At 57.2% G+C, this 20,246-nt stretch carries 19 protein-coding genes; 10 read left to right on the plus strand and 9 right to left on the minus strand.

Going from position 1 to position 20,246, the window contains the following annotated elements:
* Window positions 1-73: 73 nt before the first annotated feature.
* The gene (locus BM205_RS22940; protein WP_092417174.1) at window positions 74-682 is read right to left on the minus strand and encodes a TetR/AcrR family transcriptional regulator; all 609 of its coding nucleotides are present in this window, start codon (window positions 680-682) and stop codon (window positions 74-76) included.
* Between the two features lie 110 nt (window positions 683-792).
* Complete coding sequence (locus BM205_RS22945) at window positions 793-1,233, minus strand: carboxymuconolactone decarboxylase family protein (protein WP_092417175.1); 441 nt, start codon at window positions 1,231-1,233, stop codon at window positions 793-795.
* 215 nt (window positions 1,234-1,448) lie between these two features.
* Between BM205_RS22945 and BM205_RS22950 the strand changes: the two genes are divergently transcribed.
* A complete protein-coding gene (locus tag BM205_RS22950) occupies window positions 1,449-2,891 on the plus strand; it encodes a MocR-like pyridoxine biosynthesis transcription factor PdxR (RefSeq protein ID WP_092417176.1) in 1,443 nt (480 codons plus the stop codon).
* A 19-nt stretch (window positions 2,892-2,910) separates the two neighbouring features.
* Here the strand turns inward: BM205_RS22950 and BM205_RS22955 are convergent, their stop codons facing one another.
* The 6 genes from BM205_RS22955 to BM205_RS22980 form a co-directional block, all read right to left on the minus strand.
* Window positions 2,911-4,548 (minus strand): rhodanese homology domain-containing protein, encoded by a 1,638-nt coding sequence (locus BM205_RS22955; protein WP_092417188.1) that lies wholly within the window; start codon window positions 4,546-4,548, stop codon window positions 2,911-2,913.
* A gap of 2 nt (window positions 4,549-4,550) precedes the next feature.
* On the minus strand, window positions 4,551-5,159 hold the full coding sequence (locus BM205_RS22960) for a cysteine dioxygenase family protein (protein ID WP_092417177.1): 609 nt from the start codon (window positions 5,157-5,159) through the stop codon (window positions 4,551-4,553).
* A gap of 100 nt (window positions 5,160-5,259) precedes the next feature.
* Window positions 5,260-6,018 carry a COG4705 family protein gene (locus tag BM205_RS22965; protein ID WP_092417178.1) on the minus strand — a complete coding sequence of 253 codons (759 nt, stop codon included), beginning with the start codon at window positions 6,016-6,018 and terminating at the stop codon, window positions 5,260-5,262.
* 36 nt (window positions 6,019-6,054) lie between these two features.
* Window positions 6,055-6,822 carry a COG4705 family protein gene (locus BM205_RS22970; protein WP_092417189.1) on the minus strand — a complete coding sequence of 256 codons (768 nt, stop codon included), beginning with the start codon at window positions 6,820-6,822 and terminating at the stop codon, window positions 6,055-6,057.
* A gap of 94 nt (window positions 6,823-6,916) precedes the next feature.
* Window positions 6,917-7,597, minus strand: coding sequence for a phosphoribosyltransferase (locus BM205_RS22975; protein WP_092417179.1), 681 nt, complete (start codon window positions 7,595-7,597; stop codon window positions 6,917-6,919).
* 113 nt (window positions 7,598-7,710) lie between these two features.
* Window positions 7,711-8,817: a DNA alkylation repair protein gene (locus tag BM205_RS22980; protein WP_092417180.1), complete on the minus strand. Its 1,107-nt coding sequence runs from the start codon at window positions 8,815-8,817 to the stop codon at window positions 7,711-7,713.
* A 182-nt stretch (window positions 8,818-8,999) separates the two neighbouring features.
* Here BM205_RS22980 and BM205_RS22985 point away from each other — a divergent pair, with 182 nt between their 5' ends.
* On the plus strand, window positions 9,000-10,406 hold the full coding sequence (locus BM205_RS22985; protein WP_092417190.1) for a glycerophosphodiester phosphodiesterase family protein: 1,407 nt from the start codon (window positions 9,000-9,002) through the stop codon (window positions 10,404-10,406).
* Between the two features lie 20 nt (window positions 10,407-10,426).
* Here the strand turns inward: BM205_RS22985 and BM205_RS22990 are convergent, their stop codons facing one another.
* Window positions 10,427-11,206, minus strand: a complete 780-nt coding sequence (locus tag BM205_RS22990; RefSeq protein WP_092417181.1) for a CPBP family intramembrane glutamic endopeptidase — start codon at window positions 11,204-11,206, stop codon at window positions 10,427-10,429.
* A gap of 225 nt (window positions 11,207-11,431) precedes the next feature.
* Between BM205_RS22990 and BM205_RS22995 the strand changes: the two genes are divergently transcribed.
* The 8 genes from BM205_RS22995 to BM205_RS23030 form a co-directional block, all read left to right on the plus strand.
* Window positions 11,432-12,196, plus strand: a complete 765-nt coding sequence (locus tag BM205_RS22995; protein WP_092417182.1) for an SDR family oxidoreductase — start codon at window positions 11,432-11,434, stop codon at window positions 12,194-12,196.
* 47 nt (window positions 12,197-12,243) lie between these two features.
* Window positions 12,244-13,098: a fumarylacetoacetate hydrolase family protein gene (locus tag BM205_RS23000; protein ID WP_092417183.1), complete on the plus strand. Its 855-nt coding sequence runs from the start codon at window positions 12,244-12,246 to the stop codon at window positions 13,096-13,098.
* A gap of 21 nt (window positions 13,099-13,119) precedes the next feature.
* Window positions 13,120-14,397, plus strand: a complete 1,278-nt coding sequence (locus tag BM205_RS23005) for an L-fuconate dehydratase (protein ID WP_092417184.1) — start codon at window positions 13,120-13,122, stop codon at window positions 14,395-14,397.
* Between the two features lie 110 nt (window positions 14,398-14,507).
* A complete protein-coding gene (locus BM205_RS23010; RefSeq protein ID WP_092417185.1) occupies window positions 14,508-15,284 on the plus strand; it encodes an SDR family oxidoreductase in 777 nt (258 codons plus the stop codon).
* A 17-nt stretch (window positions 15,285-15,301) separates the two neighbouring features.
* Window positions 15,302-16,879 carry a sugar ABC transporter ATP-binding protein gene (locus tag BM205_RS23015; protein ID WP_254784018.1) on the plus strand — a complete coding sequence of 526 codons (1,578 nt, stop codon included), beginning with the start codon at window positions 15,302-15,304 and terminating at the stop codon, window positions 16,877-16,879.
* Window positions 16,880-16,917: 38 nt separating this feature from the next.
* Window positions 16,918-17,958: an ABC transporter permease gene (locus tag BM205_RS23020; RefSeq protein WP_254784019.1), complete on the plus strand. Its 1,041-nt coding sequence runs from the start codon at window positions 16,918-16,920 to the stop codon at window positions 17,956-17,958.
* Window positions 17,959-18,067: 109 nt separating this feature from the next.
* Window positions 18,068-19,006 carry an ABC transporter substrate-binding protein gene (locus BM205_RS23025; RefSeq protein ID WP_092417186.1) on the plus strand — a complete coding sequence of 313 codons (939 nt, stop codon included), beginning with the start codon at window positions 18,068-18,070 and terminating at the stop codon, window positions 19,004-19,006.
* 262 nt (window positions 19,007-19,268) lie between these two features.
* The coding region (locus BM205_RS23030; protein WP_371326526.1) for a porin at window positions 19,269-20,246 on the plus strand (978 nt) is incomplete at its 3' end.

Here is a 20,246-nt window from a genome sequence, read left to right on the forward strand (position 1 = left end):
GCCATCCTTTATCGCACATGCGTGCGAAATTAGCGTAATAAAAATCACATATCCGATGCAAGCATCGCTCTATTTATGCGTGATAGTTGAAGCTGCGATAGGTCGAGGTCAGGCGTTCGTAGGCGTTGCGCACCCTGTCTTGCGCCTTGGGATCACGCAGGAAACGCGCATCGTGCATCAAGCCGACCATCAGGCTGTAGATTTCGAATACCAGTTGCTCAGGGTCGGTATCGGGTCGCAAATGACCTTCATCCAGCGCCTGGATGACAGAGCGACGTAATATTGCGCGCCACCGCAATACGTTATGTTGCAGCCGCTCGCGCATCGGGCTGTCAACATCGTCGTACTCAAACGCGCCCGCGACATAAATACAGCCGGTGACATTGCAGGCGCGTGAAATCCAGTTCATCACCAGCGCGTTGAGACGAGGCAGGCCGCGCGGTTGCGACATAGCCGGTTCGAACACGTCGGCCGCAAAACGCCGGTCGAATTCATTCAGCACCGCTTCATGCAATGCTTCACGGGAACCGACGCGCGAGAATACGCCGCTTTTGCTGATGCCCAGCCGTTTTGCGACCTCGCCCAGAGAGAGACTTTCCAATCCCTGAGCCGCAACCATGTCCAATGCCGTATCGACAATGGCCGCCAGGGTGAGTTCGCTTTTTTCAGTATGGGTATCCATGTGTCGGAGTTTAGCACTACCGTGCGAAATGTCCAGGCTAATTTTTGCGCTGTAAAAAAGACGGCGCCGGCATAATGCGCGGCGCCGTCCTGGACGTCAGGCGTTGTTTCTTATTCGGTTGGCATCTTGCGGAATCCGACAGCCAGGCGATTCCAGCTATTGATGGCGTTAATGGCAAGCGTCAGGTTGACCATTTCGGCAGGGGTAAATTGCGCGCTCAGCACGGCGTAATCAGCATCCGACGCATGGCTTTGCGCAATCAGCGTGACCGCTTCGGTCCAGGCCAGTGCGGCACGTTCACGGGCGCTAAAGAAAGGGGCTTCGCGCCAGGCCGTGACTGCGTACAGGCGGCGTTCGCTTTCACCGGCCTTGCGTGCATCCGCGGTATGCATGTCGATGCAGAAAGCGCAGCCGTTGATTTGCGAGGCGCGCAGTTTGACCAGCTCCAGCAGCGATGGCTCCAGGCCCAGCTTGCCGACCGCGCCTTCGAGCGCAATCATGGCTTTCATGGCGTCGGGGGAAGCGGTGTAGAAATCGATACGGTTTTCCAAGATATTCTCCTTATATGTGGAATGTGGAACATGTATGAGCTGAGAACCCGCATCATAAGATCTGGCGATGTGGTATTGGATAGCCAATTCAGCCAAAAAACAGGAGGCCACTCAGGTGGCGATTGGCGCTGAACCGGCGGACATGCTAAAACTGCATGGTTTTATTCGGGAAGGCAGGGCATCTACCTGCATCGCTTATCGTTTTTGGAGTAGTTATGGAATTGCATGTCGTCATCGACGGCGATAAGGACCTGGCGGGACAGGTTTATCGACAAATCAAGGAGGCCATCCAGTCAGGACGGCTGGCAGTCGGCGAGCAAGTGCCACCGTCGCGCTTGCTGGCGCAACAGTTGCAGGTGTCGCGCAAGACGGTGTCGGAAGCATACGCGCGCCTGACCATGGACAAATTGCTGGCCGGCCAGGTAGGCGCCGGGACCTTCGTTACCGCAGCTGCGACACAACTGCAGCCGCACCCAAGCCCGCGCCGCTTCGCAGCCAAGGATCTGGCGGCTGGCGCCACGCTCAAGAATTGGCTAGGCCGTTCAATGCCGTTGCAGCCGCCGGAACGACGCTCCGCTTATGATTTTTTTGGCGGCGGCGCCGCAAAAAACCATTTTCCGCTGGCCGAATGGCGCCAGTGCATACTGCATGGCTTGCGCAAGAGCCAGGCAGCGCGCGGCTATTATTCAGAACCGCAAGGATTGCCGGTATTGCGTGAAGCGATCGCCCGCCATAGTGCTTTTGCCAGAGGGGTGCAGTGCGTGCCGATGGACGTGCTGGTCACCAACGGCGCCCAGCAGGCGATTGATCTGGTGGCGCGGGTGCTGATCGAACCCGGTTGCACGGTCGCAGTCGAAGATCCCGGTTATCCGCCGGCACGGCTGACGTTTGCCAGCCAGGGTGCGCGTATTGCTTGCATTCCGGTCGATGCTGAAGGGATGATGGTTGAGCATATACCAGACGATACTCGCCTGATCTATGTCACGCCGGCCCATCAGTTTCCGCTCGGCATGCCGATGAGCATGGCTCGCCGTAAAGCGTTGCTGAAACGCGCCGGCGAACTTGGCGCGATTATCATCGAAGACGACTACGATAGCGAATTCCGCTATGAAGGGCGGCCCACCGATTCGTTGCAAAGCATGGATAGCGAGGGCCTGGTGGCCTTTGTCGGCACCTTTTCGAAAGTGATGCATCCGGACCTGCGTATCGGTTATCTGATTGCGCCGCCCGCGATACGGGAGGCCGTGACCGTCGCCAAGCACTTGTGCGACTGGCACACGCCAGCCATGATGCAATGGGCGCTGGCCAAGTTCATCGACGACGGTTACCTGCAAAAGCATATCCGGCGTTGCCACGCGATGTACGCCAGTCGCCGCGAAAAATTGTTGTCGCGCTTGAATACCGATCTGGCGCCGTGGCTGCAGCCGATAGCGGCAACCGCTGGCTTCCATCTGACGGCGCTGGTGAGCGAGGAAGTCGATATGCACCAGTTGTTGCAACTGGCGCGTAGAGTCGATGTCGGTTTATACGGGATTGATGTGTTTTATCATGAAATGCCCCCGGTGCCGGCACTGTTCTTCGGCTATGGCGCGATCGAAACATTGGATATCGAGCCAGCACTGGATCGGGTCAAGGCAATCCTGACGGAGATCGCTTAAGCCGCCAAGGCCCGGCCGTTCAAATCACGAAAAATCCATGGCTGCCATCAGCGGCGAGTTGCGCCACCAAGCCGTATTCCCAGTCCAGGTACGCCTGCATGGCGGCGACCGGATTGTCGGTGCCTTCATAAGGGCGTCGATAGCGGTCGATGCGCGGCGAGGCCATTGCGGTTTCACCTGCTTCCAACGGTAATCCGGCAGCAATCCAGGCCGCGGTCCCGCCTTCGAGTACAAACACCGGTTGGCTTGTAAGTTGTTGGACATCTCCCGCCGCGTAGCCAGCCAGCAGGCTGTTGCCGCAAGTCAGCACGTAGCGTCTGGCCGTAGCAGTGTGTTGCAATATCTCAGCCAATTGCGAGCGTAGTGCGAAGCGGGCGCCGGGGATATGCCGCTTGACGTAGTTGGCGCTGCTAGTGAAATCGAGCAGTACCGTGTCCTGCTTATCTGACGCATCTTGCAGCCATTGCCAAAGCTGTTGCGCTGTTACCGATTCGCACGGCGGCGCGGGCGGTAAAGTCGGGGCAGGATTGCCAGCCTCGCTGAAATGTTCAGGGTGCAAACCATCCAATACATGGACCTCCCAACCCATCTGCGCCAGCCACGATGCTGTCATGTTGGCACGCACGCCATCATCGTCCACCAGCACGATACGGGCGCCGCGCACCGGCGCCACGTGGTCGGTTTCCTGCACCAGCTGGCCGCCCGGGGCCGAACTGAAACCGGGCAGGTGGCCGGCGGCATATTCTTCCGGAGTACGCACATCCAGCCGATACGTGGTGCGGCCAGGTTCACGCTGCCATCGCTCCAAAGCCGCCAGGTCGGCGCGTCCGACCCTGGCGCGATCTGCAACCTGCCGGCTCGCCGCGACTGCCTGCGCACCATGCTCATTGCCGGCCGGATCTTGAGGATGATCCGAGTAGCGCCGGGTCTTGCCTTGTTCCAGATGTTGTCCGGCCAGAGTCCATCCTATGGTGCCGTTGCGCAAGGCGCTGACGGGATTCGGAATGCCCGCATTGATTAGCGACTGGCTGCCAATGATACTGCGCGTACGCCCGGCGCAATTGACAATGACCCGGGTTTCAGGGCGCGGCGCCAGTGCGCGTACACGCAACACCAACTCGGCGCCGGGCACGCTGATACCGCCGGGAATGCTCATCGTGTTGTATTCTTCAAACCGGCGCGCATCGAGCACCACCACATCGGCGTCGGCATCGAGCAAAGCCTTGACCTCGGGCGCCGATAGCGACGGTGTATGGCGTTGCGATTCCACCAGTTCGCCGAACGCTTTGCTGGGAGCATTGACGTCGCGGAAAATTTCACCGCCGGCGTCGCGCCAGCCTTGCAGGCCGCCGGCCAGCAAATGCACCGTGCCGTACCCGAGCTGGCGCAGGCGTTGCGCTGCGGTCAGCGCTAAACCTTCGCCGTCGTCGTACACCACGATACAGGTGTCGCGTCGCGGAATGCGAGCATAGGCTTCCAGCTCGATACGTCCCAGCGGCAGGTTAGCGGCAAATAAAGGGTGGGCCTCGGCGAACGGCGCTTCCTCGCGCACATCCAGCAATGCCAGTTCCTTGCGTTCCAGCAGCGCGGCATGAATCTGTTGGAATGTGCATGTAGTAAAAGCTGGGTCGGTGCCGCAGGTAGTGTCGATGGCCATGGTCATGAGGTCTTCAATTCTTTGGAACGGTCCCAGATATTCGGCAAACGGGTGTTGGAGTAACCGGAGATAAAGGTTTTGCTAGCGCCGTCTTCTGTATATACCGAGCGTTGCACAGCGCCGATATTGGCGCCATACACATGGATGCTGATCGAGACGCTGTCGGTAAACGCGTTGCGCACCTTGTGAATGTCGCCAACGTTTGGCGATACTGCCTCGACCGTGCCCGGCGTCAGCTTGAGTTCCGCGCCGTCCAACTGCAATCGGCCGTCGGCTGTGCGCTTATAGGCTTGCGCAAACTCGGCGCCGCGCAGCATGCCGATCAAGCCCCATACCGTATGGTCGTGAATCGGCGTGGCCTGGCCCGGGCCCCAGACAAAGCTGACGATCGAAAAGCGTTCGGCTGAATCGGCATGCAGCAGATATTGCTGATAGCGCTCCGGCTGTGCTTGGGCGTAGGTATCCGGCAGCCAGTCGTCAACCGCGACCAGTTGCTGTAGCAAGGCGCCGCCGTCGCGCAGGATCTGCGCTTCCGACGGCTTGCGTTCTAGCAGCGCAGCGAAAGCGGTAACAAAGCTGCGGAGCCGGTCGGGATTTTGTGCAGGAGGCATGTGTTTTCTGGTCAGGTCGATTGCTGCGCAAACGGTCCGGTTTGATGGAAACTGGTTCCATCAAACCGGACCACTGCAGCAATTCTAACGCCTCCCGCCGTCAATGGCCTTGTGTTGCGGGCTTTTGCCGGAAAAACAATATGCAGGTCAGGATGAATGCGAACAGCGCCGCGGATGCAGAATAGCGGCTTAGCGCCAGGCCGCCGGCGGTCAGCGGTTTATCCAGGAAGTCGCCGACAACCGCGCCAAGCGGGCGGGTCAGGATGAATGCGGCCCAGAATAAGGCGGTACGCGATATGGCGGTCCGGTAATAGGCAACAACCAGTATGGCCAGCAGCGAGCCGAAAACCAGCGCGGCGCCGGTATAGCCAAGGCCGGCGGTATCAGCCGTCCAGTCGCCCAGTGCCGTACCCAAGGTTTGGGAAAACATGATGGTCAGCCAATAGAACATCTCGGCCTTGGGCGAGTTGACTGTGTCGACCGAGATCGAGCCGAGCGAGCGATACCAGATTGCCAGCGAGCCTATCAGCAAGATGAACAACAGCGTGCTTCCTCCCGCATAGCCGATGCCAAGCGAACGGTCTGCGAAATCGGCCAGGGTAGTCCCGACTGTCGTGGTGGCGATGATGGTTGCCCAATAGAGGGCCGGATGAAATTTCTTCGCTTTGATCTGGGCAAACACGGCGACCAGAAAGATTGCGGCGAAAATGACGGTCGCCACGAGGTAACCCAGGTTCATCGACATGGACACGGCATCACCGCCGGTTTCGCCCAGTGTCGTGGCGGCTATCTTGATTATCCAGAAGATCAAGGTTACTTCTGGAACCTTGCTTAAACGATGTGCGTTTGTTGAATTCATGTGAGTTCCTTTGCCAGTGTTAAATCTGCTGCTGCTTCAAGCTTGTTGCTCCAGGCGTTTGGGGGCGACCGAGAGATAAATTACCATGCCGATAATCATCGCCAGAAAAACCATGCTGGTTTCGATTGCCCCTAGTCCGAGGCCGCCATTGCTTGCCGGCTGCGATAAAAGGTCACCGCATGAGGCACCAAAAGGGCGCGTCAGTACATAGGCAATCCAGAAACAGGCTACCGTATCGGCCTTGAAAACATAGCGAAAAACCGCAACGGCGGCGATCAGGCCGCCAAACAACAGGGCGGAATTGGCGTAGCCGAGGTTCAAACCTTCCGCCACCCAGTCACCGGCAGCGGTACCCAGGGCGAATGTGAACAGGATCGCGACCCAGTAAAACAGTTCGCGCTTGAAATTGCCTATTGATTGAATGGAAAGAGTTTTTTCCTGTGCATACCAAATGGCAAACGTAGCCGTCAGAGCAACGCTGAACAGGGCAGTCGATGCTGCCAGCGGCACGGCCAGGTGGTCACTCAGGTTGTCGGTAATCAGGGTGCCGAATACGCTGACGAAAACAATCGTAATCCAGTAGAGCGAAGGTATATAGCGGCGGGCGCGCATCTGGAAGAATAGCGCTACGGCGAACAACACGCCCATCAGCGCGGTGGTAACGGTCAAGCCGAAATGCAGATCGGCATTGAGGAAATCGGCAGCGGTCTCACCGACGGTGGTGGACATCATCTTGATGATCCAGAACAGCACGGTGATTTGCGGTACCTTGTTCAGCCATTGTCTTGCGGATATGTCGGGCATTGTGTTCACGGCAACCTCGGAAGCGGATGGATTAAATGAAACGCTGCCGACAGTCTGGGTGCCGAGACTTAGCTCAGCCATAGCACTGATGTTTCTATGTTGCCAAGTCCTCGCCGTTGCCGGAGCCGTTCTGGGAGGCGCTCCGGGAGAGTATCTTGATGACTTCGTCATCTTCGACCTGCGGATAATCTCGATAGAATTGCTGGACCGCAAAGAAATTTGTAGAGGAATGGAGGCAGCACACTTTGTCGGCTAACTGCCTGATTTGTTCGAGACTCTCCGACGCCGCCACCGGTACCGCGCAGATCAGCTCGGCTGGATGTTTTTCCCGGACTGCATGCAGTGCAGCAATCATGGTCGCGCCAGTCGCCACTCCGTCGTCAACGATAATGGCAGTACGATCAGATGGGGAAATCGCCCGCCTGAACGGCGTGAATCGCATGCGACGTTGTCTCAGCGCCTGGAGTTGCCGCAATTGTTCTTCCTCCAGATAGTTTTTCGTTTCGCCAAACTCTTCGGCAAAAGGCAGCGTATAAGTCCAGCCTGATTCGTCGATTGCGCCGATCGCGCGCTCCGGATTCAAGGGCGCGCCGAGTTTATGGACCAATACGATATCAAGTTCTCCAAGCAGCAAATCGGCTACGACTTTTCCCATGGGGACTGCGCCGCGGGGAATGGCAAGTATCAATGGCAGGCGCCCTTTGTATTCAAGCAAATGAAACGCAAGGATTTCCGCTGCTTCTATTCGATTTGCAAAAATATGCGGTCTGTCCATTTTTCATCCAATTCTTCCGCCATTTTGAGGATTGCTACATAAGACTGGCTCTATCCTGATTAAAGAATATGAAAAATATTGAGGAAATGCCAGTTAAGCCGAGGCAAAACGATTCAATCGATCATGCGGCGCAATTCGAAGAAACCCCGCGCCAGCGATTGTCCATTTATCAGGATTTCGACCTCATGCCGGCCCGGGTAGTGCACTCGGGTGGTGAAATCACGAATGCTTTGGCTACGTTCGATGGACACCCGTTGCGCGCCTTCCAGAGTCAATTCCTTGAGTTTGAATACCTTTGCCGCAGTGGCGCCTGATTTTTTCACGTAGTGCATCTTGTAGTCGATCACCAGCCGCTGACTCGCCGTAGATTTCGACGCCAGATCGAATGACAGCGTTACGCGCTCACCCAAGGTAACCTGGCGCGGCGTTACCGCAAACTTGCTGATCTTCACCTCGGGCGCACCGCCGGCGCCAATCATCGCCAGTGCACGTTGATTACCGGCCTTGATCAAGGAACGCAGCGCATGCCTGGCGATCCAGGCGGTCTGCGGATTGTAGAGCGCCCAGGTCGCAAGCCGCTCCAGTACCCAGTCCGGATCGGATTTGGTCACGTCGTTAAGATGATTGGCAACGGATTTGCGCACGTACAGGCTGGAGTCGGTACGCAGGTTTTCAAGGATCGGCGCCGCCAGCATAGGATTATCCAGGATTGCGTCGAGCCGGAACGACCATGGCAGGCGCGGGCGGCAACCTTCGCTGGCGAGGCGGCGCACGGCGTCGCTATCGTCGCGCGACCAGACTTCCATGATGGCTAGCGCGCGTTCCGGATCCCGGCGCAAGAATTCGCGCACCGCGAACTCTGACGAACCGAAGCTGGTGAAATACTTGAGTGCGTCCATCGACCAGTCGAAGTCGTCCAGGCCATATTGGCCGACATAATCGGGCAGGACCAGCGTCGCGAAGCCGTGATCTATACCCGGCGCGAGTGTATGCAGGATCTTGACCGCCTTGCGGTAATCCGCCGGGAGGGTTGCATGCAAAGCTTCAGTCATGCGGCGCAGGCGTTGCATCAGGGTTAGCTGGTCGAGTCCGTCCAGCGCAATCTTGAGAAAGCGCTTGGCGTCGAATGTCGGATAGATCGCGGCCACATCAAGCGCCACGCTACGGAACCGGCGCTTGTCAAAGATTTCTTTCAGTGCGGTGTTCTCGGTGGTTGTCATTGTTGTATTTTTTGCAAATTCCGAATATTTAAAAGATAAAGCTTAACTGCTTCTGCTGTCGGTTTCTGTCAGGAGCGAAAATGCATAACAGGCGTGGCCAGCTCAAAAAACAACTGGCTGTCATCACGCAGTCATCTAATGTACCGACAATCGGCGGAGTTAAAACTCAAATCCAAATCGCCATGCGCCACTTAGACACCTGCGTCACTTCCCGTCCACTCTTGATCCTGACGCAGCTCGCTGCGGCTGCGGCGTTGGCCGCCTGTGGCGGCGGGGGCGGTGGCGACAGCAACCTGGCGACAGCCAAATTCCAGACACTGGATGGTACGATGCCGCTGGTGATCGGGCATCGCGGGCTACCAGGATTGTATCCGGAAGAGACACAGCCATCCTATGAAGGTGCGGCCGACGCCGGCGCCGATTCGCTGGAAGAAGATCTTCATTTGACCAAGGACTGCGTGCTGGTGGCCCGCCACAATCCCTGGCTTAGCGACAACACGAATATAGCCACTGTGGCCCTGACCAATGCCACGGTAGCAGCACGTAAACGTACGGTGCCAGGCACTTTGGTAAACGTCAGCTACTCGCTCGCAACCTATGGCGGCCCGGCACAATATCTGACCGACCTGACAGATCCTAACGATCCGAAATCGGTATTGAAATCGCTCGTGGTGGATGGTGAGGATCACACTGGGGACTGGTCGATTACCGACTTCACCGTCGCCGAGCTGAAACAATGGATCGGCGGCACCACCTACGATGCACGTGATCAGCGGCCGACGGCGCTGAACGGAAAATATCCAATCTTGACGATGCAAGAGATCATCGATATCGCCAAGGCCAAGAGCGCGGCCAGCGGCAGGACCATTTCAATCTATCCCGAATCGAAGAATCCGTACTGGAACAATGCGCAGGCAATTGCCAACGGTTGTGGCACCGGCAAGCACCCGTTTGAAGATGCGATCATTAAACTCATCAAAGACAACAACCTGAACAGCAAGAGCGCGCCGATCTATGTACAGAGCTTCGATCCCGCCAGCTTGAAGTACATGCGGTCAGCCGGCCTTAATACGAAGATGGTGCAACTGGTGGATGGCAACGATGTCAACTACAAGACTGGCGAGATGATTTACCAGACTAACGATGTCTATAACTTTGTCGATGGCCGCCCATACAGTTGGACTGTGGCTGGCGACGGTCGTTATTTCGGCGCCATGCTGACGCCGGCCGGACTGGCCGAAGTCAAGACCTATGCCGATGGCATCGGCCCTTGGAAACCGCAGGTCATGGCGCTTACCATTTCACCGTTCAAAGCAACCAACGTCGATGGCACGCCGTACACCGGCTCGCTGGCCGACGTCAACACGGTGACGCCAACCAGCCTCATCGCCGATGCACACAAGGCCGGCTTGTTCGTACATTCCTATACTTTCCGCAATGAGCAGAAATATCTGGCCGGTATCTACAAGGGCGATCCGACTGCAGAGTTCCTGACGTTCTTCCGGGCCGGCATTGACGGTGTGTTCACCGATTTCGCTAACACCGGGGTGGCGGCACGCGCTGCTTATATCAAGGAAGCTCGCCAATGAAGTACTGGTTATTTTCAGTATTAAGCCCAGGCCGTTGAAAGCAGCATCACCGCAGCCACTTCCAGCAGGTCGCCGACGCCGTGAGCGATCATTGGCGCCAGCAGGCTGCGCGAACGCTCCATCAACCAGACGTAAGTCAGTCCAAAGGCGAAAGCGTAGAGTTGCTGGGCGATTGCCTGAAACAGCGGGTCGCTAAAGAAGCTGCCGTAGTGCGCCGCGCCAAACAGCAGGCTGACGATAACGCCGGCGACCGGAATTTCGAACTGGCCCAGCCGTACGCGTCCGGGCACCAGCACCGTCAGCATGCCCACCAGCACGCCGCGGAAGATGATCTCCTCATTGGGGCCTGCGGCGAACATCACGGCCAGCCATCCCGGTATGCCGACCGCCGTCATTTCATAATCATGTTTGGGCGCCGTGTGACTGATAAGTTGCGGCCAATAATCGGCCACCAGCATGATCGCGGCCATGCCGACGCCGATCAGCAGAGCCAGGCCGACATAACTGCGGACCGGCGGCCAGCGCAGGTTGGAATCCGCTTGCGGCAACCAGCGTCGCATCAGCAGGATGGCCGCAAGGCCCACAGTGATCTGGAACAACTCCGCTAGCCCGACAAATGCCCAGATCTGATGATGAAAAAAATCGGCCTCGCGCTTGAACAGCCAGCGTGCGCCTTCGCGGGCAGGCCACAGCATGGCTTGCATCAGGATGGCGGCCAGGACAATCGGCCAGAGGCGGAACCGGAATCCGGTAATCTGGAATAGCGGGCGGCCAGGGGCCAAGGCAGTGGTATCGGTCATGGTAGCGGATCCGGATCGGTTAGCACCTATGGGGACGGTTGTGCCGTCACTATTTGACGTGTATTGTGACACAACATTGCTCAAAAGTAATTCTGTGAGGGCTCGCAATTATGTATTGCAAAGCCGAAATTTAACTATTATTATTGGTCCAACCAATGGACCTATGGACCGATCTCTGGCAGAGATCATTCAGGTTCCAGATAAAATAATTTGGAGACAGCTGCAATGAGACTACAAGGAAAGCGCATTTTGGTAACGGCGGCCGGGCAAGGCATAGGGCGCGCCAGCGCCTTGATGTTTGCCAAAGAGGGCGCGCAGGTATTGGCCACCGATATCAACCAGAGCACATTGGACGAAACCGCCGCGCTTGCCCGCGCTGCCGGCGGTGCACTGACCACACAGCACCTGGATGTCACCGACACCGAGGCGGTGGCAGCGCTGGCGCAATCAGGCGCGCATTTCGACGTGCTGTTCAATTGCGCAGGTTATGTCCATCACGGCAGCATCCTGGATTGCTCGGAACGGGACTGGAAGTTTTCGTGGGATATCAACGTCTCCTCCATGTACCGCATGATTCGCGCGCTGTTGCCGGGAATGCTGGCGCAGGGCGGCGGTTCCATCATCAATATGGCGTCGGCTGCGTCAAGCGTCAAAGGCGTACCCAACCGTTTCGCATACGGCACGACCAAGGCTGCGGTGATCGGCCTGACCAAGGCAGTAGCTGCGGATTTCGTCACCCTGGGCATCAGATGCAATGCGATATGTCCCGGCACCGTGGAATCGCCTTCATTGGAAGCGCGGATCAAGGAGCAGGCACGTCAGCAAGGTGTGGATATTGCCGAAGTCCGGGCCGCGTTCGTCGCCCGCCAGCCGATGGGAAGAGTCGGCAAGGCCGAAGAAATCGCCGCCTTGGCGCTCTACCTGGCTTCCGATGAGTCGGCCTTTACCACCGGCGCCATCCATCTTGTCGATGGCGGCTGGTCGAACTGACACCCATCTAATCTGAACACGACTTCGTTAACTGTGAAAGCTAATCTATGAAATTGTTGAGATACGGCCATAAAGGCCAGGAAAAACCAGGCGTACTGGATGCACAAGGACGTGTGCGCGATTTGTCTGGTGTGATCGCGGATATTGCCGGTCGCCATCTGCTACCGCAAGAACTGGACAAGTTGCGCGGCTTGAATTTGGACAGCCTGCCGCTGGTCGCAGGAACACCGCAGAAAGACCTGCGTCTGGGGCCATGCGTGGGCGCCGTCGGCAAATTTATCTGCATCGGCTTGAATTATTCCGATCACGCTGCCGAATCCGGCATGGACGTGCCGGCGGAGCCGGTGGTGTTCAATAAATGGACCAGCGCCATCTGCGGCCCGGACGACGATGTCGAAATTCCACGTGGTTCCTTGAAGACCGATTGGGAAGTGGAACTAGGCGTGGTGATCGGCACCGGCGGGCGCTATATCGATGAAGCCGATGCGCTCAAGCATGTCGCCGGCTATTGCGTCATCAACGACGTATCCGAGCGGAAATACCAGCTCGAACTGGGCGGCACCTGGGACAAGGGCAAGGGCTGCGATACCTTCGGTCCGCTCGGACCGTGGCTGGTAACCGCCGACGAAGTGGCGGATCCGCACGCACTCAACCTGTGGCTGGAAGTGGACGGCCATCGCTATCAGAACGGCAATACCTCAACCATGGTGTTCCAGGTTCCGGCGCTGGTCAGTTATCTGAGCCGCTTCATGAGTTTGCAGCCGGGCGATGTGATTTCTACCGGGACGCCGCCAGGTGTCGGCCTCGGGCAAAAACCGCCGGTCTATCTGCGCGCGGGCCAGGTGATGCGACTCGGGATTGACGGCCTGGGCGAACAACGCCAACGCACCATCTCACTTTGAACCGGAAAAAAGAGAAACACGATGACCACAATTCGATCGATACGCGTACTGGATGTGCGGTTCCCGACTTCGCAAATGCTGGACGGATCAGATGCGATGAATCCGGATCCGGACTACTCCGCCGCCTACGTCATTCTGGAAACCGACAAGCCAGGCCTGGAAGGCCATGGCCTGACTTTCACCATCGGTCGCGGCAATGAAATCTGCTGTGCCGCGATCAAGGCGATGGAACATCTGGTGATCGGCTTGAAGCTGGAATGGATCAGCGAAGACATGGGCCGCTTTTGGCGCCATATCACCTCCGATAGCCAATTGCGCTGGATCGGTCCCGATAAAGGGGCGATCCACCTGGCCACCGGCGCGGTGGTGAATGCAGTCTGGGATTTGTGGGCCAAGGCCGAAGGCAAGCCATTGTGGCAGCTGGTGACCGACATGTCTCCCGAGGAATTGGTGCGCGCGATCGATTTCCGCTACCTGACCGACTGCATCACGCCAGAAGAAGCGCTGGCCTTGCTGCGCGAGCAGGCGCCGGGCAAGGCTGAACGGATTCGTTCACTGAAGGAAAACGGTTATCCGTGTTACACCACCTCCGCCGGCTGGCTGGGTTACGAGGACGAGAAATTGCGCAGGCTGTGCAAGGAAGCAGTCGACAGCGGCTTCAACCACATCAAGCTGAAGGTCGGGCGCGACCTGGCGGACGACATTCGCCGCGTCACCATCGCCCGCGAGGTGATCGGCCAGGAACGGCACCTGATGATCGACGCCAACCAGGTCTGGGAAGTGGACCAGGCGATCGACTGGGTCAAGCAGCTGGCCTTTGCCAAGCCCTGGTTTATCGAAGAACCTACCAGCCCGGACGACGTTGAAGGACATCGGAAAATCCGCGAAGGTATCGGCGCGGTCAAGGTTGCCACTGGCGAGATGTGCCAGAACCGGATCATCTTCAAGCAATTCATCATGCGTGGCGCGATCGATGTGGTGCAGATCGATTCCTGCCGGCTTGGCGGCGTCAATGAAATCCTGGCGGTGCTGCTGATGGCTGCAAAATACAAATTACCGGTATGTCCGCATGCCGGCGGCGTCGGCTTGTGCGAATATGTGCAGCATCTGTCGATGATCGATTACGTCTGCATTTCGGGCAGCATGGATGGGCGCGTGACCGAATACGTCGATCATCTGCATGAACATTTTGTCGATCCCTGCGTCATACGGAACGCCAGCTACATGCCGCCGACCGCGCCGGGATTTTCGATTACGATGAAACCGGAATCGCTGCAGCAATACCGGTTTCGTGGCTAACTGACACAATGGCCGGCGATCCAGGCCGGTATCTGGAAATTGCCGGCAGTTGGTCTATAAAGAGTAAGTGCAAATAATAAGTAAAAACAAGTGAAAATGGAGACGGCAAGATGGATCTGCATTTAGCAGGAAAAGTGGTGATCGTTACCGGTGGCGGTGCAGGAATAGGTGGCGCGATCTCGCTGCTACTGGCGGCTGAGGGTGCGATCCCCGTCATTTTTGGCAAGAGCCAGCCTGCGCCTGAATTCAAGACGGCGTTGCTGGCGCTGCAGGAAAAATCGCGCATTATCCAGCTCGACCTGATGGATGACGACAAGTGCCGGCAAGCCGTTGCGCAAACCGTCGAAGAATTCGGACACCTGGACGGATTGGTCAATAATGCCGGCATCAATGACAACGTCGGGCTCGACGCTGGCCGGGCGGCCTTTGTGCAATCGCTTGAAAAAAACCTGATTCATTACTACACGATGGCGCATTACTGCGTACCGCACCTGAAAGCCAGCCGCGGCGCCATCGTCAATATATCTTCCAAAACCGCCGTGACCGGCCAGGGTAATACCAGCGGTTACTGCGCTTCCAAGGGAGGGCAACTGGCGTTGACGCGTGAGTGGGCCGCCGCGCTGGCTAATGATGGTGTGCGGGTCAATGCCGTGATTCCGGCTGAAGTGATGACGCCGCTGTATCGGAGCTGGATCGCCAGCTTCGATCATCCTGAAGAAAAACTCGCTTCCATCACCAGCAAGATACCGCTCGGGAAACGCCTTACCACGGCAGAAGAAATTGCCGACACTGCCGTATTTCTTTTGTCGCAGCGCGCTGCACATACGACGGGGCAGTGGGTATACGTAGACGGCGGTTATAGCCATCTTGACCGTGCGTTGACCTGAATGCAATGAGAGTAGACATGCCGCAATCAGAAAATTCCGGAGACGACAGCCAGGTTCACGCAGCTGACTCGGTGTCGCCGCCGGCATCGGAAACCATTATTTCCCTGGAAAATGTCACCAAGCGTTTCCCCGGCGTGCTGGCGCTCGACAACTGCAGGTTCGATCTGCGGCGTGGAGAAGTCCACGCGCTCATGGGTGAAAACGGCGCCGGAAAATCGACGCTGATGAAGGTATTGGCGGGGGTGTATCCGAAGGACAGCGGCGAAATCCGTATCGAAGGACTTCCGGTTGAGATTCCTACGCCGCGTGCCGCCCAAATGCTGGGTATCGGCATCATTCACCAGGAACTCAACCTGATGAATCACCTGACTGCAGCCCAGAATATATTCATCGGCCGCGAGCCGCGTGGCCGCTATGGACTGTTTCTTGACGAAGATGCATTGAACCGGCAAACCAAGGCGATCTTCGAGCGCATGCGCCTGGATCTGGATCCGGGCACACTGGTGAGCGAACTTACGGTGGCCAAGCAGCAAATGGTGGAGATTGCCAAAGCCCTGTCATTCGATTCGCGCGTACTCATCATGGATGAGCCCACGGCGGCGTTGAACAACGCTGAAATCGAGGATCTGTTCCGCATCATCCGGCAATTGCAGTCGCATGGCGTCGGCATCATTTACATCTCGCACAAGATGGATGAGTTGCGGCAGATCTCGAATCGCGTCACGGTCATGCGCGACGGCCAGTACATCGCGACCGTTCCTACCGCCACCACCTCCATGGAGACGATCATCGGCATGATGGTGGGGCGCCAGCTCGACAACAGTGGATCGGAAATTCCCGATACCTCGGGCAACGACATCGTATTGCAGGTAAAAGGGCTGGAACGGGGCGTAACTATCAAGGATGTGAGTTTTACGCTGCGCAAAGGTGAAATCCTGGGCTTTGCCGGTTTGATGGGCGCCGGGCGCACCGAAGTGGCGCGCGCGATTTTCGGCGCCGACCGCCTTGATGCCGGAGAGATCCTGGTGCACGGCGCCAAGGTATCGATCAAATCGCCCAGGGATGCGGTGGCGCATGGCATCGGCTATCTGTCGGAGGACCGCAAGCACTTCGGCCTGGCCACCGGGCTTGATGTCAAGACCAACGTCGCCTTATCCAGCATGAACAGCTTCCTCAAACAAGGCTTGTTCCTGGATCAGGCCGCGATTCACGATACGGCCCAGGGATATGTCCGGAAACTCGGCATCAAGACACCATCAGTCGATCAGCCGGTACGACTGCTGTCCGGCGGCAACCAGCAGAAGATCGTGATTGCCAAATGGCTGCTGCGGGATTGCGACATCCTGTTCTTCGACGAGCCCACGCGCGGCATCGACGTTGGCGCCAAGAGCGAAATCTACAAGCTGCTCAACACCCTGGCAGAGCAAGGAAAAGCGATTGTCATGATCTCTTCCGAACTACCTGAAGTGCTGCGCATGAGTCATCGCATCCTGGTCATGTGCGAGGGCCGCATCACCGGCGAACTCGCCGCGGCCGAAGCTTCGCAGGAAAAGATCATGCAGCTGGCGACTCAGCGCGAAGCTGCGGTAGCCTGAATCGATACCCGAATAACTCACATTCAATGAAGACGAACATGGCACATATCCAGAATCCCCTGTCGCAAGTAAAGCCGCCCATCGGCGGGCAGGGCGCACTCGCCGCTCTCAAGGCAAAGATATTCCATCCGGCCACGCGCCAGAAGCTGCTGGCGTTTGCCAGCCTGCTGGTATTGCTGGTGTTTTTCAGTTTTGCCTCGCCCAATTTCCTGCAGGTCGACAATCTGGTGAGCATCCTGCAATCCACCGCCGTCAACGGCGTGCTGGCGATTGCCTGCACTTTCGTCATCATCACCGCCGGCATTGATTTGTCGGTAGGCACATTGATGACCTTCTGTGCGGTGATGGCCGGGGTATTTCTTACTTACTGGGGAATGCCGATCTACGTCGGGATTGTCGCCGCAATTGTCTTCGGCGCGTTGTGCGGCTGGATTTCCGGTGTGCTGGTGGCCAAGTTCAAGATTCCTCCCTTCATCGCGACGCTGGGCATGATGATGCTGCTCAAGGGCCTGTCGCTGGTGATTTCCGGCACCAAGCCGATTTATTTCAATGACACGCCGGGATTTTCGAGCATCTCGCAGGATTCGCTGATCGGTAACCTGATTCCTGCCTTGCCGATTCCCAATGCCGTGCTGATCCTGTTCCTGGTGGCGATTGCGGCGGGCATCGTGCTCAACAAAACCATATTCGGCCGCTATACCTTCGCCTTGGGCAGCAACGAAGAAGCGCTACGCCTGTCGGGTGTGAATGTCGATTTCTGGAAGGTTGCCGTGTACACCTTCAGCGGCGCAATCTGCGGCATTGCGGGGCTGCTGATTGCATCGCGCCTGAATTCGGCGCAGCCGGCTTTGGGGCAAGGTTACGAGCTGGATGCGATTGCCGCGGTAGTCATCGGCGGAACCTCGCTGTCGGGCGGCACCGGCACCGTGCTCGGCACGATCATCGGCGCCTTCATCATGAGCGTGCTGATCAACGGCTTGCGCATGATGTCCGTCGCCCAGGAATGGCAAACCGTGGTGACCGGCATCATCATCATCCTGGCGGTCTACATGGATATCCTGCGTCGCCGTCGTCAATGAAACAGGGACAAATAAGGTTCGAATAAGGTTAAAGGTTCTGTACGTGTACATGAAGTTCAGGGCATAGGCGTCACCGCCCACCGTTTTATAACCAAAAAGGAGACTTGAAATGATAAAGAGAAGAGCAGTCAATATTGCCATCGGCCTCGCGTTTGCGCTTGGATTCAGTGCTACGGCAAGCGCCGAAGAAACCTATATTCCATTGATCTCCAAGGGCTTCCAGCATCAGTTCTGGCAAGCAGTGAAGGCCGGGGCCGAGCAGGCTGCCAAGGATTTTAATGTGAAGGTATCGTTCGAAGGTCCGGAGACCGAAGCCATGGTCGACAAACAGATCGATATGCTGTCGGCAGCGCTGGCCAAGAAACCCAAAGCCATCGGCTTCGCGGCATTGGACAGCAAGGCTGCCTTGCCATTGCTGAAAAAGGCACAAGCCGCGCATATCCCGATTGTCGCCTTTGACTCGGGTGTGGACAGCGATATTCCTGTTACCACGGCCACCACCGACAACAAGGCTGCCGCAGGATTGGCTGCCGACAAGATGGCGGAACTGATCGGTAAAGAGGGTGAAGTCGCGGTAGTGGCGCATGACCAAACCAGCCGTACCGGTATCGATCGGCGTGACGGCTTCGTCGAACGCATGAAAGCCTATCCGAAGATCAAGATCGTCAGCATCCAGTACGGCGCCGGCGATCAGCTGAAATCGACTGAAATCACCAAATCCATCCTGCAAGCCTATCCTCATCTCAAGGGCGCCTTCGGCACCAATGAAGGCTCGGCGATCGGTGTTCTGAATGGCGTCAAGGAAATGAAGCGCAAGCTGATAGTCATCGGTTACGACTCCGGCAAGCAGCAGAAAGATGCGATTCGCGACGGCAGCATGGCCGGCGCCATCACTCAGAATCCTGTCGGCATCGGCTACAAGACGGTAGAAGCTGCCGTCAAGGCGCTCAAGGGCGAGAAATTGCCTAAGGTGATCGATACCGGGTTCTACTGGTACGACAAGAGCAACATCAACGATCCTAAGATTGCAGCCGTGCTTTACGACTGATCTTCCAGGCTCCGACATGAACCGGTGCTGCCAGGCTAGCGGCAACACCATGTTGCACCGGTTCGGCAATCAAGCGCGATAACAGTTTCCCGTAACAGGGCCTGCCGATAGCTGACGCCGTCAGCGCCACTATCGGTCGCTTTCTGCTGCGCGCTCGCAATATCGACGACTTCTAGCGAAGGTTCGAATCTATCTCCGAATTTATCTCTGATCTTGAGAGGAGGGCGATCGAACAAAATTTAACTATAACAGGGGACTTACCATGAAAAAAATACCATTCCAATGGTTGCAGGTAGCTGCCACCACCATGTTGATCGGTGCTGCCTGCACACAGGCACAGGCGCAAACCAGCGTCACTATCTATGGCCGGGTTGACGCCGGCGTCGATTATCAAACCAATGTTGCGCTGAAAGACGCCAAAGGCAATCTGACCGGACAAACTGGCAGCAAGCTGGGGGCATCGGGTAATCAGTGGGGTACCAGCATGATCGGCTTCAAGGGCACTGAAGATCTGGGTGGCGGATTGGGCGCCTTCTTCTTGCTGGAATCCGGTTTTGACGCCACCAACGGCAGCACCAACGGTAGCGCCTTGTTCAATCGGCGTTCTTATGTCGGCCTGAACGGTAGCGCCGGTTCGATCAAATTCGGCAAAAACCTGTTTATCGTCAACGACGTCTGGAATCTCGACCCTACCGGCCAGCAATTCATGAGTACGCAGAATCTGGTCAAGGGCCGCAACTGGCCGGGCGCCAATAACGTCATCGAATACCAGACACCAACCTGGGGCGGCTTTAACGCCACGGTGCAAACCAGTCTGGGCGAACAGGCCGGTTCCACCAAAAATGGACGCAGCGACGGCATTTCGCTGGTGTACACCACCGGCGGCCTCGAACTGCGCGCCATCTATGACGTTATCCGCGATGCCAACGGCCGTTATACCGACGTCTACACGGCTTCCAAGGATCTGATTGTGGGCGGCACCTTCACCGTGGACCAGTTGAAAATGTTCGCCGGATACGAGAATGTCTCGGCCCCGGATACCGCGTCGCCCAGCGCTCCGGACAAGATTAATCATTACTGGATCGGCGCCAACTACGTGCTGACACCGGCATGGACATTGATCGGTGCTGCGTTCCACGCCAAGCTCAATCACGACGCGGGAAGCGCCAGCCTGTTCATGGTCGGCGCCAATTACAACCTGTCGAAACGGACTTTGCTGTATGCGGCGGTTGGCACGATG

The organism is Collimonas sp. OK307 (assembly GCF_900113705.1).
GTDB lineage: Bacteria > Pseudomonadota > Gammaproteobacteria > Burkholderiales > Burkholderiaceae_D > Collimonas.

Excerpts from the sequence above, each read along its gene's own strand:
- BM205_RS23005 (WP_092417184.1), top strand. The coding sequence starts at position 13,120 with ATGACCACAATTCGATCGATACGCGTACTGGATGTGCGGTTCCCGACT.
- BM205_RS23025 (WP_092417186.1), top strand. The coding sequence starts at position 18,068 with ATGATAAAGAGAAGAGCAGTCAATATTGCCATCGGCCTCGCGTTTGCG.
- BM205_RS22995 (WP_092417182.1), top strand. The coding sequence starts at position 11,432 with ATGAGACTACAAGGAAAGCGCATTTTGGTAACGGCGGCCGGGCAAGGC.
- BM205_RS22940 (WP_092417174.1), bottom strand. The coding sequence starts at position 682 with ATGGATACCCATACTGAAAAAAGCGAACTCACCCTGGCGGCCATTGTC.
- BM205_RS22990 (WP_092417181.1), bottom strand. The coding sequence starts at position 11,206 with ATGACCGATACCACTGCCTTGGCCCCTGGCCGCCCGCTATTCCAGATT.
- BM205_RS22950 (WP_092417176.1), top strand. The coding sequence starts at position 1,449 with ATGGAATTGCATGTCGTCATCGACGGCGATAAGGACCTGGCGGGACAG.
- BM205_RS22985 (WP_092417190.1), top strand. The coding sequence starts at position 9,000 with ATGCGCCACTTAGACACCTGCGTCACTTCCCGTCCACTCTTGATCCTG.
- BM205_RS22965 (WP_092417178.1), bottom strand. The coding sequence starts at position 6,018 with ATGAATTCAACAAACGCACATCGTTTAAGCAAGGTTCCAGAAGTAACC.
- BM205_RS23000 (WP_092417183.1), top strand. The coding sequence starts at position 12,244 with ATGAAATTGTTGAGATACGGCCATAAAGGCCAGGAAAAACCAGGCGTA.
- BM205_RS22980 (WP_092417180.1), bottom strand. The coding sequence starts at position 8,817 with ATGACAACCACCGAGAACACCGCACTGAAAGAAATCTTTGACAAGCGC.
- BM205_RS22975 (WP_092417179.1), bottom strand. The coding sequence starts at position 7,597 with ATGGACAGACCGCATATTTTTGCAAATCGAATAGAAGCAGCGGAAATC.
- BM205_RS23015 (WP_254784018.1), top strand. The coding sequence starts at position 15,302 with ATGCCGCAATCAGAAAATTCCGGAGACGACAGCCAGGTTCACGCAGCT.
- BM205_RS22960 (WP_092417177.1), bottom strand. The coding sequence starts at position 5,159 with ATGCCTCCTGCACAAAATCCCGACCGGCTCCGCAGCTTTGTTACCGCT.
- BM205_RS23010 (WP_092417185.1), top strand. The coding sequence starts at position 14,508 with ATGGATCTGCATTTAGCAGGAAAAGTGGTGATCGTTACCGGTGGCGGT.
- BM205_RS23020 (WP_254784019.1), top strand. The coding sequence starts at position 16,918 with ATGGCACATATCCAGAATCCCCTGTCGCAAGTAAAGCCGCCCATCGGC.
- BM205_RS22970 (WP_092417189.1), bottom strand. The coding sequence starts at position 6,822 with ATGCCCGACATATCCGCAAGACAATGGCTGAACAAGGTACCGCAAATC.
- BM205_RS22955 (WP_092417188.1), bottom strand. The coding sequence starts at position 4,548 with ATGGCCATCGACACTACCTGCGGCACCGACCCAGCTTTTACTACATGC.